Consider the following 18681-nt stretch of genomic DNA (forward strand, 5'->3'; position numbering starts at 1 on the left):
TTTAGGCGCACGAAACAGACTTTGGCTCCCGGTTTCCCGGTAACGCCCTAGTTTCGCTTGCCCAGCCCTCTCAGAATAAAGCGAAGCTGCTCGCGCAGCCCCTCTTCGGTGTCTTCACCATGCAGGATGCAGTGTTCGATCATCTGCGGATGTACGAATGTCATGAAAGCCGTCTTCACGCAGCGCGCTGCTTCCGCAGGATCGTCCACGTCGAAATCGCCGGAAGCGACCCCCTCACGAATGACCCCTTCTATGATCAGGGTCATGCGCTCGATATGGTCCTTGATCGTCGCCCAGTTCTCGTGCATCGCAGCCGAAAGCATATCGTGCGTGCGTTTTTCCCTTATAAGGGTCGCTTTGTTGTGCTCGTGAATGGCGGTCAGAAGCTTCGTCAGTTTCTCCGGCGCAGGCGCGTCAGTCCGCGCGATGGTAAAGGCGATATCGGCCACCTCTTCCACGATGCGCCCGCAGATGGACTCGTTGATTGCGCCCTTGGAAGGGAAGAACCGGTAGATATTGGCCGGGCTCATGCGCAGTTCCGCCGCGATATCAGCGACCGAGGTCTTCTGATAACCGATGGTTCGGAAGAAGTTCTCCGCAACCTCCAGAATGCGGGAGCGGGTCTCTTCAGGATCTGTGCGCGTGCGTGAAACTGGCTTCATCATCTAATTCCTGATGATTTTCAATAATCATCACTATTCATTGAGTCAAGCGTTGAAACGCGTTCTACCACGTCCCGCCGGCGGGCTACAGGCCCGGCCAGCCGCAAACGTGAGGCTTTGCCCGGCGCTGGCGACCGGACAACACCATGAAACCCTTATAAAAGCGGCAATCGCAAGACGCAAAAGCCTGTAACACCTTACATCAGCGCGCATCCTCAAGGATCATCGCAGCCGCCTTCTCCGCGATCATCAGCGTCGGTGAATTGGTGTTGCCCGATGTGATCACCGGCATGACCGAGGCGTCGGCGATGCGAAGCCCCCGAAGCCCGCGCATGCGAAGCCGCGGGTCCACCACCGCCCCTTCATCCGCGCCCATGCGGCAGGTGCCCACGGGATGGAAGATTGTCGTGCCCACCTGCCCCGCCGCCTCCACCAGTTCTTCTTCGCTCTGGTACTGCGGCCCCGGCTTGAACTCTTCGGGGCTGTATCGCTGCAAGGCCGGCTGCGCGACGATGCGGCGCGTCAGCCGGATCGCATCGACAGCCACCTGCCGGTCGCTCTCGGTCGAAAGGTAATTGGGCCGGATTGCCGGCTGCCGGCGGAAATCGTCAGACGTCAGATGCACCGAGCCGCGACTGTCCGGCCTCAGATTGCACACGCTCGCCGTGAAGGCAGGAAACGGATGAACCGGCTCGCCGAACCTGTCGAGCGAAAGCGGCTGCACGTGATATTGCAGGTTCGGCGTCTCACGCGCCTCATCCGAACGGGTGAAGAGGCCGAGCTGGCTTGGGGCCATCGACATCGGTCCCGAACGTTTCAGGAAATATTCCAGCGCAATCGCCGCCTTGCCTGTCAGGCTGCTCGCCTGCTCGTTCAGCGTGCGGATGCCCGACACTTTGTAAGCGCAGCGCAATTGCAGGTGGTCCTGAAGATTTTCGCCCACGCCATTCTGCTCGAACTCCACGGGAATGCCTGCCGCCTGAAGCACATCGCCGCGCCCGATGCCTGACAGTTCCAGAATGTGCGGTGAGCCTATCGCGCCTGCCGCAAGCACCGTCTCGCGGCGGCATCTGGCCTCCCGCACCTCGCCATTCTGGTCATAGGCAACGCCCGTCACACGCCCCTCTTCCAGAAGCAGGCGGCGCACATGCGCGCCCGTTTCCACGCGCAGATTCTTCCGGTGGCGCACCGGTTTCAGAAAGGCTTTCGACGCATTCCAGCGCACGCCGCCGCGCTGGTTCACCCGGAAATAGGACGACCCCTCATTGTCGCCCCGGTTGAAGTCATCGACCCTTGGAATGCCCAGCCATTCGGCAGCTTCCTGAAACGCGTCGAGAATGTCCCAGCGCACCCGCGCCTCTTCCACGCGCCATTCGCCGCCCGCGCCATGCATCTCGTCGGCGCCCCGGTAATAATCCTCGGGCTTCTTGAAGAATGGGAGCACGTCATCCCATGCCCATCCCGTGCAGCCCATCTGCCGCCAGCGGTCATAGTCGCGCGCCTGACCGCGCATGTAGATCATGCCATTGATGGACGAGCAGCCGCCCAGCACCTTGCCACGCGGATAGGCGAGCGAGCGCCCGCCGAGCCCCGGCTCGCTTTCGGTCGCAAAACACCAGTCGGTGCGCGGATTGGAGATGCAGTAGAGATAGCCGACCGGAATGTGGATCCAGGCGTAATTGTCCCGCCCGCCCGCTTCGAGAAGCAGAACGGAGACATTCGGATCGGCGGAAAGCCGGTTGGCCAGCAGGCATCCTGCCGTTCCCGCACCGACGACGATGTAGTCGAACGTCTCCGCCATGGCCGTCAGCCCCACTCACCGGCAGGCGGAAGAAGATCCGCCCTGCGCGCCTCCATGGTCAAGGCTACGATGCGGCAGGTCGTTTTCGCAAGATCAGAACTGCGCGATTACAGCACTGCTTTGGGAGCATTTCTTTTTCGGAAAAAGCGCCTGGTTTTCCCGAAAAAGCCCGTCGTTTTTCTGGAAAATCGCCGTTTTGGAGAATTTCAGGCAATATTGTCGCAAGCGCAATTGTCACATGGTCAAGCGATTTGCTTTGCCCGACACTGCGCGCCCCAATGGAGGCCGAGATGAAGAACGCCGAATACACACCGACTGACAATCCCATGCTGACCGGCGCGCTCGGCCGCTGCCCGCAGTGCCAGAAGGGGCATATCTTCAAGGGCTATCTGCAGATCGCTGAAAACTGCGACGTCTGCGGCCTCGACTTTTCCTTCGCCGACCCGGCGGACGGCCCGGCCTTCTTCGCGATGACGATTGCCGCCGTTCCGGCCCTTGCCTTTGGCGTCTGGTTCCAGATGGCGTTCGAACTGCCGCTCTGGGTTCACGTCTTCACCACCGTGCCGCTGACGATCCTGAGCTGCATGGCGCTTTTGCGCCCGCTCAAGGGCTGGCTGGTCTGCTCGCAATACTTCCACAAGGCGGCTGAAGGCTCCATCGACTACGCCTGGCACGAACAGGCGGCCGAAGCGCAGAAGCAGGCCGACAAGGCCTGATTTCTCAGACCTCCAGCGCCGTCTCCATCATGATTTCCTGAAGCGCGTCGTAGGCGGCGACAACCGTCTGCGCCTGCGCTTCATGCGCGAGCCGGAAGGCATCGCCATAGATCGTCTCGTCGGGATATTCCGTGATGAGCATCATCGGCGCCTCGTGACGATCATCTTCGGAAATCGTGATCGGGAAGCCGTTCAGAACCTCGAATTGCAGCGTGCCCGCATGGATCTCGTAAAGCCGGATCTGGCGCGCGTTGAATTCGACCAGTCCCGGCACTTTCGCCAGTTCCGTCGTGACCTTTTCCAGAAGCCGGCGCGTGCGTTCTCCCCAGCCTGCCTTGTGGCGGACGATCAGGAAGAAGCCCTTGGGCACTGTCCACATCTCGAAACCGCGCGGGATATAGCCGGTCAGCGGCCGCGTCCACTCATGGGCGGGATAGCCGTGCAGATTGATGTGAAGGGCCGCCTTTGTGCGCTCGAAGCACAGACGCCGGATGCCCTTTTCATAAAGCGGCTCGGCCTCGCGATATTCAAGATCGTCGCCCAGCGCGGTGTAGCGGGCGGCGTGATGCATGTGATGCGGCTGGCTCTGGCAGAGATGCCAGTGCAGCGCATAGCCATCCGGGTTCTCCAGCGGCGAGACGGTGAAATGCGCGCCTGTGCGCTCTGAGAGCATCGTCGCGCCGCGCAGTGCGCCGGCGACGCCGGAAATCTCGTTCGGGTGCTGCCCGCCGCTCAGCATGATCGGATGATCGCTTCCGCTGACATAGCGCCCTGCCACCGCGCGGCCCGCGCGCGATTTGACCGCAAACGCCTCGCCACCGATCCGCTCCAGCGTCTCGTTGACGGCGGCGACCGAAAACGGTCCCGTTGCCTCGTGCAGCGGCTGTGCGGGCCATGCGGCAGGCTCGGTGGTGAGCGGACGCGTTTCGACCCTGACGGTGAGCGGCCCCTCGCCTGCCGCGATCACCGGAATGATCTGACCGGGCTGAAGCCCGCGCGAACCGAGCGGACGGCCGGATTTCTTCTGGAAGAGTTCAAGCAGCGAGAAATAGAAATCCTCGTGCAGCGCCTCATGCAGGCTGATCGCTTCCTCGCCAACCGGGAGGCGTGCGTCCGCGCCGGGCATGGACACGGCAATGTGCAGCGCCTCGAAGAAGGGTTCGCTGTCGCCCCAGGGATGCGCATCGATGGCCTGTACCGTTTCGTGGAACAGACGCTCGAAATCGGTCTCCAGCACCTCATCGACGCTGCGGCCATCGGGATGGCGCACACGCAGCCAGCCGCAGGGCGAGAGAAGCTCTTTGCCAATGTGATCTTCGGCAAGCCGGTTGGGCGCGAACACCGCATGGCGCGAGACAGCGCCATCCGCCGCCGTGATCTCGACGCCATATTCGAGCGCGCCGCCGGCCTCAGCCGGGGTGAAGGCGATTTCCGCCGCGCCCACCATGCCGGCAAGCGGATAGGCCTCCAGAAGGAAACGCTGCCCGGGCGCAGCCGGGCTCACCGGGTAGGTTATGGCGATGCGGCTTGCGCCGGCTGCCGCATCCTCGGTGAAGAAATGAACCAGCGGCTTGTAGGCGCTGTGCAGCCGGGCGGTGACGCCCGCTGCCGCAAAGCGCTTCCCGGCAGCGCGGCGTGCCGCCTCATCTTCGAAAAGCCAGGCCTCCAGCTCTGCGCCGCGCCATGCCTCACTGGCATAGTCGGCAACCAGACGGTCGAGCGTTCGGTCAAAGGTCTTTTCGAAGATCGCGGTCATGTTTCTGTCCGTCCTGTTGGATCGAGGAGATCGCGCAGCCAGTCGCCAAGCAGGTTCAGGCCGAGCACGGTGAAGAGAATGGCAAGTCCCGGGAAGACGCTGACCCACCATGCGTTCTGCATATAGGTGCGCCCGTCGGCCAGCATGCCGCCCCAGCTCGGGATGGTCGGATCGACGCCGAGGCCGAGGAAGGTGAGCGAGCTTTCCAGAAGGATGTTGGTGGCGACGTTGAGCGTCATCAGAACGATGACCGGGCCGGCGAGGTTCGGCAGAAGGTGCTGGAACAGGATCTTGAAATCCGGCACGCCGATGGCCTTGGCCGCATGGATGAACTCGCGGTCGTTGAGCGACAGGACGGAGCCGCGCACAAGGCGCGCATACTGCACCCACTGCGACACGATGAGCAGGATGATCGTGTTGGTGATGCCGCCGCCCACAATGGCGATGAAGGTGATGGCGAGCAGGATGAAGGGCAGTGCGAGCTGCACATCGGCAAAGCGCATCACCAGCACATCCCAGAAGCCGCGATAATAGCCCGAAATCAGGCCCATCACGACGCCCACGACCACCGCGCCGGCAACCGAGGTGAAGCCGACGAGCAGCGAGATCTTGCCGCCGGAGATGACACGCGCAAGCACATCGCGCCCCAGCGGATCAGTGCCGAGAATGTGCGCCCAGTCGGTGAAGGGTTTGGTCAGGCGGGCGGCAAGATTGATCTGCTCGCCACCATCGGGGAACAGAAGCGGCGAGAGAAGCACCGCCAGCGTCATCGTGCCGGCGAGCAGGATGCCGAGGATGAACTCGATGTTCTTGAAGTGACGCAAACGCGAAACAGCCTGTGCCATGATTGCGTCCTTTCCTAGCGGTTGCGGATGCGCGGATCGACCAGCCCGTAGGCGATGTCGACCAGCAGGTTGATGCCGATGATGAGCAGCGACAGAACGGTGATGACCGCCTGAAGGACCGGATAGTCACGACCGGCCACCGCATCGAAGGCCAGCGTACCGAGGCCCGGCCAGTTGAACACGCGCTCGATGACGACGATGCCGCCCAGAAGGCCGCCGAACTGGAGGCCGAAATAGGTGATGAGCGGAATGGCGCAGTTTCTGAGCGCGTGCTTGTAGAGCACCTTGGTCTCGCTCAGCCCCTTGGCCCGCGCCACCTGAATGTATTGCGAGCGCAGCGTCTCAAGCATGGCCGTGCGCACCAGCCGCACATTGGTGGCCGTGAGAATGACGCCCATGGTGACCGCCGGCATGATGTAGCTTGCAAAGCCGCCCATGCCCGAAGGCGGCAGCCATTGCAGCATCACCGAGAACACCAGCACCAGCATGATGGCGAGCCAGAAATTCGGGAAGGAAAGACCGACCAGCGACAGGATGCGGATCACCTGATCGGCGGTCTTGCCCTTGTTGACCGCGGCGTGAATGCCAAGCGGAATGGAGATCGCGATGGACACGAACATGGACGAGAAGGCCAGCGCCAGCGTGGCCGGCAGGGCCTTGGAAATGAGCATGGAAACCGAGGTTCCACCAAGGAAGCTGCGGCCGAAATCGCCAACGAACAGCCCTTTGATGAAATCCCAGTACTGGGTGATGAAGGGCTCGTTGAGGCCGAGCGCCTGGCGGATGTTCGCCAGATCCTCTTCCGTGACGCTGCCCGCGCCCTGGGACAGCATGAGCGCCGGGTCGCCGGTCAGCCGGATGGCGAACGACACCGTGAGGGTGACGACGAAAACGACGAACACCGCCTGCAGGATGCGTTTGAGAAGAAAACTGGCCACCAGAGCCTCCGGGATAAATTCGTTGCGCGCCGCGTGATCCTTTTGCGGTGCGCGATGTTCAAGGGGCCGGGGGCGACACGGGCCGCCCCCGACATGCAAGTCGCAGTCCTTTGACCTTCGCATTTGTGCGCGGTCGGCTGAGATCACCCGACCGCACAATGCTGAGGAGGACTATTCGACCTCAACCTCATTGAGACGCATGCGGCTGTCCGGCGGCGCGATGAAGTTCTTCACCCGCTTGTTGACGCCGTAGAGCGCATTGAGGTTGTAGAGCGGCATTTCGAGAGCGCGGTCGGCTGCGTAGGCTGCGATTTCCTGCAGCACCTTCTCACGCGCATCGACATCGATCATCGGGCGCTGCGATTCCAGAAGCGCATCCAGCTCCGCGTCGCTGTCATACGGGTTCCAGCGCTCGCCCGTGTGGTACATCAGGTAAGCGGTGTTGTCGTAGTCGAGCGTCCAGCCGCCCCAGCTCTGCTGGAACATCTCGCCGGTCTTGCCCTGCGGGATGATGTCGTTGAGCAGAACGTTGGTCTCATACGGCTTGATGGTGGCGTTAAGGCCGGCCATCTGCAGGTAGCTGGCAACTGCCTGGGTGACTTCACCGAAGGTGGCGTCATTGCCGCGAATGTCGATCTGAACAGCCGTGCCGGGCGCAACGCCGGCTTCCTTCAGCAGTTCCTTGGCCTTGGCCTGATCGAACGGCAGCGGCTCCATCTCCGGGTCGTAACCGAAGGACAGTTCCGACTGGAACGATGCGATCTGCTTGGCCTGACCGCCGAGAACGGCGTCGATGATGGCCTCGCGATCCACGGCCATGATCATGGCCTTGCGCACGCGCTCATCGGCGGTGATGCCATTGCCGGTGTTGAAGCGCAGGGCATAGACCGTCGGGCTGGTGACGGAAACGATTTCGAGCTTGTCGTCGGCCTCGATGGTGGGAACCATGGAGATCGGGATGGTCGGCGGAATGACGATGTCGACACGGCCGGCCTGAAGCTCGGCAACGGCGGTGGCCGGCTCCGAGATGAAGCGGTACTCGACGGCGTCGAGCTTCGGTGCGCCGCCCCAGTGGTCGGCGAAGGCTTCAAGCTTCACGCCGACCTTCGGCTCGTAGGAGGCCATCTTGAACGGACCGGTGCCAACGGGATTTGCGTTGACGAAGTCTTCTTCGTTCTCGGTGACGTATTTCGGCGGCACGATCATCGCGCCATAGCCGGCGAGCTTGGTGATCAGCACCGGATCGGGCTGGGTGAGGATCAGATCGACGGTGAAATCGTCGATGACATCGACCTTCTCGATCACGGCGTAATTGGAACGCTGCGGGCCCTTCTTGCCTTCTTCGCCGAGCAGGCGGTCGAAGGTGAACTTCACGGCGTCGGCGTTGAAATCCTCGCCATTGTGGAACTTGACGCCTTCACGCAGCTTGAAGCGGAGACGCTTGCCCTCGTCGAGCACTTCCCACTCGGTGGCGAGGCCGGGGACGATCTTCGTGTCGGGACCGCGATAGACCAGGCCATCATAGATGTTGGTGGCGACGGACGACCAGTTCACCAGGAAGGTGTCGATCGGGTCCCAGCTGCCCGGGTCCTGCGGGGAAGAGATGGTGAGCGTGCCTGCGGCCTGCGCCGGCATGACGCCGAACGGCAGAGCCGCCAGCACGGCGGCGAGTAACGCGCCGCGTGTATTGCCCAGTTTCATGTCAAAGTCCTCCGTTTCATCTGCGTTTGTGTTCCAGCAATCAGCCTGCGGCGTTCTGCGCGACCAGATGGTCGGGCGCGATCTCCACCAGAGGCTGAATTTCGGGCTCGTCGCCGACCCTGCGCACAGGGCTCGGGATTTCGCCTTCGAGCATGGGCCGGTCGGGCCGCTTTGTCGGGTCGGCGATGGGAACCGCCGAGAGCAGTTTCTTCGTGTAGGGATGCGTGGCGCGCTCGAACACGGCCTCGCGCGACCCCGCCTCCACGATCTGCCCCAGATAGAGCACGGCGACGCGGTGGCTGACCTTCTCGACCACGGCCATGTCGTGGCTGATGAACAGGTAGGACAGGCCCTCGTCAGCCTGCAGCTCCATCAAGAGATTGATGATCTGCGCCTGCACCGACACGTCGAGCGCCGACAGCGCCTCATCGGCGATGATGAGTTTGGGCCGCGAGGCAAGTGCGCGGGCGATGCAGATGCGCTGGCGCTGGCCGCCGGAGAATTCATGCGGGTAGCGCCGCGCATGCTCGGCCTTGAGGCCGACGCGCTCAAGCAGTTCATCCACACGCTTCTGCCGGGCGGCGGCGCCTTCGATCAGGCCATGCGTGACAATGGGCTCTGCGATGGAGAAGCCGACCGTGCGGCGCGGATCAAGCGAGGCGAACGGGTCCTGAAAGACATACTGCACCTTCTGGCGCAGGCTGTGACGCTCGGCCGACGACATGGCGGAAATGGCCTTGCCCTCGAAGAAGATCTCGCCGCCGGTCGCTTCCTGAAGCTGCTGGATGGTGCGGCCGATGGTGGACTTGCCGGAACCGGACTCGCCGACCAGCGAAAGGGTCTCACCCGGCCAGATGTCGAGGCTGACCTTTTCAACCGCGTGAACGCGATGGGTGACGCCGCCGAAGAAACCCTTCTTGATGTCGAAACGGGTTTCCAGGTTCTTCAGCGTGAGGATCGGGGACTGATCGTAGCGCGCGGTGTCCTGAAGATGCTCCTCGCCCACGAGACGGGGCGTTTCGCCATCCATGACGGCAACCGGCAGGCGCTTGGGATATTTCTCGCCGGCCATGGAGCCAAGGGTGGGGACGGCGGACAGAAGGGTCTGCGTATAGGCATGCTGCGGATTGGCGAAGATCTGGTCGACCGGGCCTTCCTCGACCTTCTGGCCGCGCCACATGACGACCACCTCGTCGGCCACCTCGGCCACCACGCCCATGTCGTGCGTGATGAAGATGACCGCCATGCCGAGCTTTTCCTGCAGGTCGCGGATGATGGAGAGGATCTGCGCCTGAATGGTCACGTCGAGCGCGGTGGTGGGCTCGTCGGCGATCAGGAGTTTTGGCTTGCAGGCAAGCGCCATGGCGATCATGACGCGCTGGCGCATGCCGCCGGAAAGCTGGTGCGGATAGCGCGACAGCAGCGCGCGGGCATCCGGCAGGCGCACCATCTCCAGAAGGTCGCCGGCCTGACGCAGCGCCTCTTTTCTGGAAACGCTTTCATGCAGCATCAGCACTTCGGTGATCTGGTCGCCGATGGTGAAGACCGGGTTGAGCGAGGTCATCGGCTCCTGGAAGATCATGGCGATGTCCTTGCCACGAACCTTGCGCATGGTTTCGACCGGGGCCTTGGCAAGATCGACCGGACCGTTACCGCCATTAAACAGGATCTCGCCCTTGGCGATGGTTCCGTTCATGTGATCGATCAGCCGCATGATGGAGAGCGAGGTGACCGATTTGCCGGAACCGGACTCACCCACAATGGCCAGCGTGCGCCCCGGCGCGACCCTGAAGCTCAGATCGTCCACGACCCGGTTCGAGCCGAATTCGACGGCGAGTGAACGAATTTCCAGTAACGTGTCCTGTCCGAGCTGCGGCATAGGTGCTCCCATTTGAAGGGTAGGCCGAGATGTCTCATTGAACCCGGCTGCATCTGGCCCCAACTGTTAGTCCAGTTTGACGACAGACGCATGTTTTCCGCGCGTTATGAGCGGCCTCCCAATCAAAAGAAAACATTTCCAGATATTTTGTCAATAAATTATCATTGAAGGACGCCGATTTCCTCATAGCCGCCTGTCTATCGGGGCTTTTCCAACACAACTGACGTCGCGAGAGACAATCCTCTCGACACGCCCTTGACAGCTTCGTTTCGCGAGATAGGCTTAAGACCTAATAAGATTTTGGCATCTGGGCCTCGCCGGGAATATTGTTGTTCCCGTCGGGGCCTTTTGCGTTTTAGGGAACCCAAAGTGAGCGTCTATCCGGTCGGAGTTTTGTTTTCGCGTAGCGGCGGCTATAGCCGGCCGGCCGAGCAGGGTTACTTCGGCGCGCTGGCGGCGGTGGCGGACATCAACGCGAACGACGCCTACCCCTTCAAGCTCGAAGCCCATCATGCAGACCCGAAGGGCAATGCGGACCGCTATGCAGAGCTTTGCCGCGACCTGATCCGCACGACCGGCGCGCAGCACATCGTCGGCTGCACCACCTCGTGGAGCCGCAAGGAGGTGATCCCGGTTGTCGAGAAACTCGATGCTCTTCTTTGGTATCCTTGCGTCTATGAGGGCTTCGAGGTCTCGGAAAACCTGATCTATGTGGCGGCCTGCGCCAACCAGCATCTGGTGCCGCTGCTCGACCACATCGTTCCGCGCTTCGGCGCGCGCGCCTTCCTGACCGGCTCCAACTATATCTGGGGCTGGGAGACGAACCGCATCGCGCGCGACATCCTCACCCGTTCCGGCGGCGCTGTTCTGGGCGAGCGTTATGTGCCGATCGGCGATGAGGACATCGACCATCTGATCGAGGAAATCCGGGAGAAGCGCCCGGACTTCATTCTCAACAATCTGATCGGCACCTCCTCCTATGCATTTTTGGCGGCCTATCGGGCGCTGGGCATGGAAGACCCGGCCTTCCGCGCGGAAAACTGCCCGGTGGTGAGCTGCAATCTGTGTGAGAACGAGACCACGCGGCTCGGCGCGGACGCAGCCGGGCACTACACGGTTTCAAGCTATTTCCGCGCACTGGCGAGCGAGGAGAACGACCGCTTTGCCGCCCGCATGAAGGCGAGCGAGCCATCGCGCGTGGCCGATGCGTTCTTCGTGCAGGCCTATGCGGCGGTGGTGATGATCGCCGAGGCAATCCGCCGGACCGGCAGTGACGCGGCGCAGGACGTGCTGGAGGCGGTGCGCGCGCAGGAGACGGCGACGCCGCTCGGACCGGTGCGCGTCGACCGCGGCACCAACCATGTCAATCTGTGCGCCCATATCGGACGGGCACGCGCGGATGGCGATTTCGACATCGTGCATTACTGCCGCGAAACCATTGCGCCCGACCCGTTCCTGACGGCCACGCCGCTCGACCGGCTTTACGCGACCATGGCCGCCGATGCGCGGCAGCTCAGGGTGGTGCGATGAGCCCCACCCTCGCCCATACACCCAATTTCGTCGGCTGGCGGGCGCTCATCCTGCACCGGCCGCACCAGAACGTGGACGCGCTGATGGCGCAGTGCGCGCGCATCGGCATTGCCGCCGATCAGGCCTGGCCGACGCTGGAAGACGCCGAAGCCATGCGCGGCTATGACGTGCTTCTGATCGACGCCGACATGGGCCATGACGAGCAGTTTCCCTGGGCGCCGGGGCTCGCCCCCATGCCGATGATCGCGCTGATCGGCTCGGAAGCGCCCGGACGCATCGCCTGGACCATCGGTCAGGGGGCGGACGCCCAGCTTCTGAAGCCCATCGGCAGCGCCGGGCTCTACAGCGCGCTTGTCGTGGCGAGCCAGGGTTTTTTGCGGCGCACGGCCCAGACGGAGGAAATCGCCCTCCTGAAAGACCAGCTCGCCAAGCGGCAGGTCGTCGCCGAGGCGACCGCCATCCTCATGCTGAAGCACAATTGCGATGCCGAGGCCGCCTATAACCGTCTTCGCAAGACGGCCATGGCCGAGCGGCGCTCCATCGAGAAAGCCGCCGCCGGCATCATCGCAAGTTTCGATACACACGGAAGAACGAATGTCACAAACGGTCGCTGAGACGGAGACGCAAGTGGCGACGCCGTCGGTTCTGGCGCGTCTTCTGCGCCGACCGCTGGCGCTGACGGGCCTTGTCATCATCGCGGTGGTGGTTCTGGCCGCAGTCTTTGCGCCATGGCTCGCCCCCTATGATCCCTATGAGCAGTTCTTCGAGGGGCTGACCATTGAGGGTGCGCCGCTGCCGCCAAGCGCGCAGTTCTGGTTCGGCACCGACCTGGTGGGACGCGACCTCTTCAGCCGCCTGATCTATGGCGCACAGACCTCGCTTATCATCGGCGTGGTGGCCAACGGCATCGCCGTGGTGATCGGCTCGGCGGTGGGCATTTCGGCCGGCTATTTTCGCGGCTGGGCCGACACGGTTCTGATGCGCTTCACCGACCTGATGATGGCCTTTCCGGCGCTGCTCCTGGCCATCGTTCTGGCGGCGATCTTCAGCCCGAGCCTGTGGATCGTGGCCATGGTGATCGCCATGGTGAACTGGGTGCAGATCGCGCGCGTGACCTACACCGAGACGCGCTCCATCGCCGAACGCGACTTCGTGGTGGCCGAGCGCGCCATGGGTGCGGGCGCAGGGCGCATCCTGTTCCGCCACATCCTGCCGCATCTGCTCTCCACCATCATCGTGTGGGCGACGCTGGGCATCGCAACCACCGTGCTTCTGGAAGCGACGCTTTCCTTCCTCGGCATCGGCGTTCAGCCGCCCATTCCCTCCTGGGGCAACATCATCTTCGAGAACCAGACCTATTTCACTTCCGCGCCCTGGCTCGTGTTCATTCCGGGCGCCGCCATTCTGGCGCTGGCGCTTGCCTTCAACCTGGTGGGTGATGCGCTGCGCGACATTCTCGACCCGACACAGCAGGGACGCCACTGATGCTTGCCTACATAACCCGCCGTCTGGTGCAGACGGCGCTGATCCTGCTCGGCATCAGCTTCGTGACTTTCGTGCTGCTTTACCTTGTGCCGGCTGACCCGGCGCGCCAGATCGCCGGCCGCAGCGCAACCGCCGCGACGGTGGAGAACATTCGCGAGCAGCTTGGCCTCAACCTGCCCTTTTACGAACAGTATCTGCGCTATCTCGGAGGGCTTCTGAACGGCGATCTCGGCCGCTCTTACCTGCAGAAGACCGAGGTTTCCACGCTGATCGCGGCGCGTCTGCCGGCGAGCCTGCTCCTGATGGCGGGCGCGATCTTCTGCGAGCTGGCGCTTGGCCTGACCATGGGCGTTGTGGCGGCACTGAAGCGCGGTTCGCGCACCGACGACACGCTGATGATCGCCTCTTTCGTGGGTGTTTCGGCCCCGCAATTCGTGATCGGCATTCTGCTGCTCTACGTGTTTGCGGTAAAGCTCGGCTGGTTCCCCATCGGCGGTTACGGCACGTTTGCGCATCTGGTTCTGCCCTCCATCACGCTCGGCTTTCTGGGGGCTGGCTGGTATTCGCGCATGATGCGTTCGTCGCTGATCGACGTGCTCAGGCAGGATTACATCCGCACCGCCCGCGCCACCGGCGCGACCCGTGCAAAGGTGCTTTTCGGCCATGCGCTGCCCAACGCCATCCTGCCCATCATCGCCATGATCGGCATCGACATCGGCCTGTTCATGTCGGGCATCGTGGTGGTGGAAAGCGTGTTCGGCTGGCCCGGCATCGGCCAGCTCGCCTGGCAGGCGATCCAGCGCGTCGACATTCCAATCATCATGGGCGTCACGCTGGTTTCGGCCTGCGCCATCGTGATCGGCAATCTGCTTGCCGACCTGATCACCCCGCTCATCGATCCCCGCATCAAGCTGCGCTGATGCGTTTCCAACAACACGTGCAGCACCAGAGAAAGGAACACTTGAGATGAGAAATCTGCTTCTGGCCGGCGTTGCCGCCGCTGCCCTTTCCGCCTCCGCGCTCGCGCCCGCCCTTGCACAGGACATCAAGCAGGGCGGCTCGATGACCGTGACCTACAAGGACGACGTGTCGACGCTCGATCCGGCCATCGGCTATGACTGGCAGAACTGGTCGATGATCAAATCGCTGTTCGACGGCCTGATGGATTATGTGCCGGGCACGACGGAGCTGCGCCCGGAGATTGCCGAATCCTATGAGATTTCCGAGGACGGCACGGTCTTCACCTTCAAGCTGCGCGACGGCGTGAAATTCCACAATGGCCGCGCCCTTACCGCCGAGGACGTGAAATATTCCATCGAGCGCGCGGTGAACCCGAAGACCCAGAGCCCGGGTGCGGGTTTCTTCGGCTCCATCAAGGGGTTTGAGGAAGCTTCGAGCGGCGATGCGGAAGGGCTTTCGGGCATCACGGTCGTCGATGACGGCACGATCAAATTCGAGCTTTCACGTCCCGACGCGACCTTCCTGCACGTGCTGGCGCTCAACTTCGCCCATGTGGTGCCGAAGGAAGAGGTCGAGAAATACGGTGCGGACTTCGGCAAGCATCCGGTCGGCTCCGGCGCGTTCAAGCTGGCGGAATGGACGCTCGGCCAGCGCCTCGTCTTCGAGCGCTTCGAGGATTACTGGAACCCCGGCGTTCCGAAGCTCGACCAGATCGTCTTCGAGGTCGGCCAGGAGCCGGTGGTGGCGCTGCTGCGCCTGCAGAACGGCGAAGTGGACGTGCCGGGCGACGGCATTCCGCCGGCGAAGTTCATCGAGGTGAAGAACGATCCCAAGTTCAAGGACCTTATCATTCAGGGCGGCCAGCTGCACACCGGCTACGTGACCATGAATGTGAAGATGGAGCCCTTCGACAAGGCGGAAGTGCGCCAGGCCGTGAACATGGCCATCAACAAGGACCGCATCCTGCGCATCATCAATGGTCGCGCCGTGACGGCGAACCAGCCGCTGCCGCCTTCCATGCCGGGCTACGCCAAGGACCATGAGGGCTATGCCTATGATCCGGAAGCCGCCAAGGCGCTTCTGGCCGAGGCCGGGCTTGCAGACGGGTTCGAGACCGAACTCTACGTCATGAACACCGACCCGCAGCCGCGCATTGCGCAGGCGATCCAGCAGGACCTGAAGGCCATCGGCATCAACGCCTCGATCAAGTCTCTGGCGCAGGCCAATGTGATTGCGGCAGGCGGCGAGGAAGATCAGGCTCCGATGATCTGGTCGGGCGGCATGGCGTGGATCGCCGACTTCCCGGATCCGTCCAACTTCTACGGCCCGATCCTGGGCTGCGACGGCGCGGTTTCGGGCGGCTGGAACTGGGCCTGGTACTGCAATGAGGATCTCGACGCCATGGCGCAGGAAGCCGATTCCATGGTCGATCCGGCCAAGGCCGGCGAGCGCGAGGCCATGTGGCGCGACATCTATCTGAAGGTCATGGAAGACGCCCCCTGGGCGCCGATCTTCAACGAAGAGCGCTTCACCATTCGCTCCGAACGCATCGGCGGCGACGACAAGCTGTTCGTCGATCCGGTGCACATTCCCGTCCACTATGACGAGGTCTATGCCAAAGATGTGCAATAACTGCGACTACACCATCCACGGACGCCACCACCACTTTGGGTGGGATCATTCGATCCCGCCCGCAGAAAGGGTGACGCCGGGCTCGACGCTGGAATTCGAATGTCTCGATTCCGGCTCCGGCCACTTCACGCCCGAAAGCACCGTGGACGACATCGCCACGCTGGATTTCTCCAAGGTTAATCCGGTCAACGGCCCCATCTATGTGGAAGGGGCCAGGCCCGGCGATGCGCTGAAGGTCGAGATCCTCTCGTTCAAACCGTCCGGCTTCGGCTGGACGGCGAACATTCCGGGCTTTGGCCTTCTGGCGGACCAGTTCAAGGACCCGGCGCTGACGCTGTGGAACTATGACGCAACGAGCCTTGAGCCGGCTGCCTTTGGCAAGCACGGCCGTGTGCCGCTGAAACCCTTTGCCGGCACAATCGGACTGGCGCCGGCGGAAGCGGGTCTCCACTCGGTTGTGCCGCCGCGCCGCATGGGCGGCAATCTCGACATCCGCGATCTGGCGGCGGGCACCACGCTCTATCTGCCGGTCGAGGTGGAGGGCGCACTGTTCTCCATCGGAGACACCCATGCCGCCCAGGGCGACGGCGAAGTGTGCGGCACGGCCATCGAGAGCCAGATGAACGTGGCGGTGAAGCTGGACGTGGTGAAGGAGGCGAACCTTGCAATGCCGCGTTTCACCACACCGGGACCGGTGACGCGGCATCTGGATGCGGAAGGCTATGAGGTGACGACCGGCATCGGCTCCGACCTCATGGAAGGCGCACGTGCGGCCCTTTCCGGCATGATCGACCTTCTGTGCGCCACGCGCGGGCTCTCGCCCGAGGACGCCTACATGCTGTGTTCGGTGTGTGGCGACCTGCGCATCAGCGAAATCGTCGACCAGCCCAACTGGGTCGTTTCCTTCTACTTCCCGCGCGTCGTCTTTTCGTGAGCCGACGCCAATGAGCAAAGCGCGCGCCATGCAACAGAAAACAACCAGCGGTCTTCTGGAGGTGAACGGCCTCACCGTTCAGGTGGCCACACCCGCCGGCGCGCGCACTGTCGTCGACGATCTGTCTTTCACGCTGGAAGGCGGAAAGACGCTCTGCATCGCCGGCGAAAGCGGTTCTGGCAAATCGATGACCGCACTCTCGCTGATGCAGCTTCTGCCCAAGCCCATGGCGCGGGTTTCCGCCGGAACGGCCAAACTTGACGGGCGCGACATTCTCGCCCTGCCCGAGGCGGAGATGCGCCAGGTGCGCGGCCGCCATATCGGCATGATCTTTCAGGAACCGATGACCTCGCTCAACCCGGTTCTGACCATCGGCAAGCAGCTTGGCGGGGCCATTTCCGCACATGGCGGCCTGCGGGGGGGCCTGTCGGACGCCGCGATCCGCGCCCGTGCGCTGGAACTGCTCGACCAGGTGCAGATCCCCGAGCCGGCGCGACGCCTGAAGCAGTTTCCTCACGAGCTTTCCGGCGGCATGCGCCAGCGCGTGGTGATTGCCATGGCGCTGGCCCAGAGCCCGCAGATCCTGATTGCCGATGAACCGACCACGGCGCTGGATGTGACCGTGCAGGCGCAGATTCTGGCGCTGATCCGCAAATTGCAGGCCGATCTCGGCATCTCCGTGATCATGATCACGCACGATATGGGCGTGGTGGCCGAGATGGCGGATGACGTGCTGGTGATGCAGCACGGGCGCATGGTGGAACACAGCCCCGCCAGCGTGATCTTTTCAAAACCCCGTCACCCTTACACGCAGGAACTGCTCGCCGCCGTTCCAAGGCTGGGCGAGATGACGGGAACGAGTGCGCCCAAGCGCATGAGCGACGGCCCGACTGCATCGGTGCAGACGCCCGCGCCCGCCGAACCGCTGGTCGCGGTGAAAGACCTGACCGTGCGCTTCGACATCAAGGGCGGCATCCTGCAACGCCCGGTGCAGCGCGTGCATGCGGTGGAGGGTGTTTCCTTCGACATCATGCCCGGCGAAACACTCTCGCTGGTCGGGGAATCGGGCTGCGGCAAGTCGACCACCGGCAAGGCGCTGCTCAACCTGATCCCGTGGCAGGGCGACATTCGCGTTGCCGGCCGTGAAACGCGCGGGCTCGGCGCAAGCGCCATGCGGCCCGTGCTGCGCGACGTGCAGATGATTTTTCAGGACCCTTACGCCTCGCTCGATCCGCGCATGCGGGTAGGCGATCTGGTGGCCGAGCCGCTGCAGATACACGGGCTGGCAAGCGGCAGCGAACTCGATGACCGCGTGGCCTATCTCTTCCGCCGCGTGGGGCTTTCGGCAGACCAGATGCGGCGGTATCCGCACGAGTTCTCCGGCGGCCAGCGCCAGCGCATCTGCATAGCGCGTGCGCTTTCGCTCTCGCCAAAGCTGATCGTGGCGGATGAATCCGTCGCCGCACTCGATGTTTCGATCCAGGCGCAGGTGCTCGATCTGTTGCAGGATATCCAGAACGAAACCGGTATGTCCTATCTCTTCATTTCGCACGACATGGCGGTGGTGGAGCAGATCAGCCACCGGGTGGCTGTGATGTATATGGGGCGTTTCGTGGAGATGGGCAGCCGCGCGCAGATCTTCGAGAACCCGCAGCACGACTACACCAAAAGACTGATGGCGGCGGTGCCGGTGGCGGACCCTTCGCGCCCGCGCCGCGCCTTCATGGAAAAGGCGGAAGACCTGCCCAGCCCCGTGCATGGGCTCGACTACACGCCGCCGCTACAGGCTGCACGCGACATTGGCGGCGGGCACGTGGTGTGGGAAGCGGCGGGGCGATAAGT

15 protein-coding genes are annotated in these 18681 nt (G+C 63.0%); 8 read left to right on the plus strand and 7 right to left on the minus strand.

All coding sequences use genetic code 11. The annotated features are described in order from the left end of the window. Positions 1 to 47 precede the first annotated feature (47 nt). Together NDI72_RS08550 and NDI72_RS08555 are read right to left on the minus strand one after the other, a co-directional pair. Positions 48 to 662: a TetR/AcrR family transcriptional regulator gene (locus NDI72_RS08550; RefSeq protein ID WP_349632266.1), complete on the minus strand. Its 615-nt coding sequence runs from the start codon at positions 660 to 662 to the stop codon at positions 48 to 50. Between the two features lie 202 nt (positions 663 to 864). Further along, complete coding sequence (locus NDI72_RS08555; protein ID WP_283800220.1) at positions 865 to 2463, minus strand: GMC family oxidoreductase; 1599 nt, start codon at positions 2461 to 2463, stop codon at positions 865 to 867. Positions 2464 to 2753: 290 nt separating this feature from the next. Between NDI72_RS08555 and NDI72_RS08560 the strand changes: the two genes are divergently transcribed. Continuing rightward, positions 2754 to 3179 carry a DUF983 domain-containing protein gene (locus tag NDI72_RS08560; protein WP_206544563.1) on the plus strand — a complete coding sequence of 142 codons (426 nt, stop codon included), beginning with the start codon at positions 2754 to 2756 and terminating at the stop codon, positions 3177 to 3179. 4 nt (positions 3180 to 3183) lie between these two features. Here NDI72_RS08560 and NDI72_RS08565 read toward each other — a convergent pair whose 3' ends face one another. From NDI72_RS08565 to NDI72_RS08585, 5 genes are all read right to left on the minus strand, one after another. Next, positions 3184 to 4935 carry a M14 family metallopeptidase gene (locus NDI72_RS08565; RefSeq protein WP_283800221.1) on the minus strand — a complete coding sequence of 584 codons (1752 nt, stop codon included), beginning with the start codon at positions 4933 to 4935 and terminating at the stop codon, positions 3184 to 3186. Further along, entirely contained in the window at positions 4932 to 5780 is an 849-nt protein-coding gene (locus tag NDI72_RS08570) for an ABC transporter permease (RefSeq protein WP_113154109.1), read from the minus strand. Before NDI72_RS08570 ends, NDI72_RS08565 begins: the two co-directional genes overlap by 4 nt. Before the next feature lie 14 nt (positions 5781 to 5794). Then, entirely contained in the window at positions 5795 to 6718 is a 924-nt protein-coding gene (locus NDI72_RS08575; protein ID WP_113154108.1) for an ABC transporter permease, read from the minus strand. A gap of 171 nt (positions 6719 to 6889) precedes the next feature. Continuing rightward, positions 6890 to 8419: an ABC transporter substrate-binding protein gene (locus NDI72_RS08580; protein ID WP_113154107.1), complete on the minus strand. Its 1530-nt coding sequence runs from the start codon at positions 8417 to 8419 to the stop codon at positions 6890 to 6892. A 40-nt stretch (positions 8420 to 8459) separates the two neighbouring features. Further along, positions 8460 to 10298, minus strand: a complete 1839-nt coding sequence (locus NDI72_RS08585) for an ABC transporter ATP-binding protein (RefSeq protein ID WP_283800223.1) — start codon at positions 10296 to 10298, stop codon at positions 8460 to 8462. A gap of 369 nt (positions 10299 to 10667) precedes the next feature. On the opposite strand from NDI72_RS08585, the gene NDI72_RS08590 reads away from it, so the two are divergent. From NDI72_RS08590 to NDI72_RS08620, 7 genes are read left to right on the plus strand one after another with little or no spacing between them, the layout of a single operon-like run. Beyond that, the gene (locus NDI72_RS08590; protein ID WP_283800224.1) at positions 10668 to 11828 is read left to right on the plus strand and encodes a transporter substrate-binding domain-containing protein; all 1161 of its coding nucleotides are present in this window, start codon (positions 10668 to 10670) and stop codon (positions 11826 to 11828) included. Then, positions 11825 to 12442, plus strand: a complete 618-nt coding sequence (locus NDI72_RS08595; RefSeq protein ID WP_206546903.1) for an ANTAR domain-containing response regulator — start codon at positions 11825 to 11827, stop codon at positions 12440 to 12442. Before NDI72_RS08590 ends, NDI72_RS08595 begins: the two co-directional genes overlap by 4 nt. Next, the gene (locus NDI72_RS08600) at positions 12423 to 13313 is read left to right on the plus strand and encodes an ABC transporter permease (RefSeq protein ID WP_283800225.1); all 891 of its coding nucleotides are present in this window, start codon (positions 12423 to 12425) and stop codon (positions 13311 to 13313) included. The genes NDI72_RS08595 and NDI72_RS08600 overlap by 20 nt, the downstream gene beginning before the upstream one ends. Continuing rightward, on the plus strand, positions 13313 to 14233 hold the full coding sequence (locus tag NDI72_RS08605; protein ID WP_206546901.1) for an ABC transporter permease: 921 nt from the start codon (positions 13313 to 13315) through the stop codon (positions 14231 to 14233). The genes NDI72_RS08600 and NDI72_RS08605 overlap by 1 nt, the downstream gene beginning before the upstream one ends. Positions 14234 to 14279: 46 nt before the next feature. Continuing rightward, complete coding sequence (locus NDI72_RS08610) at positions 14280 to 15905, plus strand: ABC transporter substrate-binding protein (RefSeq protein WP_206546900.1); 1626 nt, start codon at positions 14280 to 14282, stop codon at positions 15903 to 15905. Continuing rightward, positions 15895 to 16839, plus strand: coding sequence for an acetamidase/formamidase family protein (locus tag NDI72_RS08615; protein ID WP_283800226.1), 945 nt, complete (start codon positions 15895 to 15897; stop codon positions 16837 to 16839). Before NDI72_RS08610 ends, NDI72_RS08615 begins: the two co-directional genes overlap by 11 nt. Positions 16840 to 16867: 28 nt before the next feature. Beyond that, positions 16868 to 18679 (plus strand): ABC transporter ATP-binding protein, encoded by a 1812-nt coding sequence (locus NDI72_RS08620; RefSeq protein ID WP_283800227.1) that lies wholly within the window; start codon positions 16868 to 16870, stop codon positions 18677 to 18679. Positions 18680 to 18681: the final 2 nt, after the last annotated feature.

The sequence above is a fragment of the Nitratireductor sp. GZWM139 genome (assembly GCF_030068685.1).
In the GTDB taxonomy this organism is placed as follows: domain Bacteria; phylum Pseudomonadota; class Alphaproteobacteria; order Rhizobiales; family Rhizobiaceae; genus Nitratireductor; species Nitratireductor aquimarinus.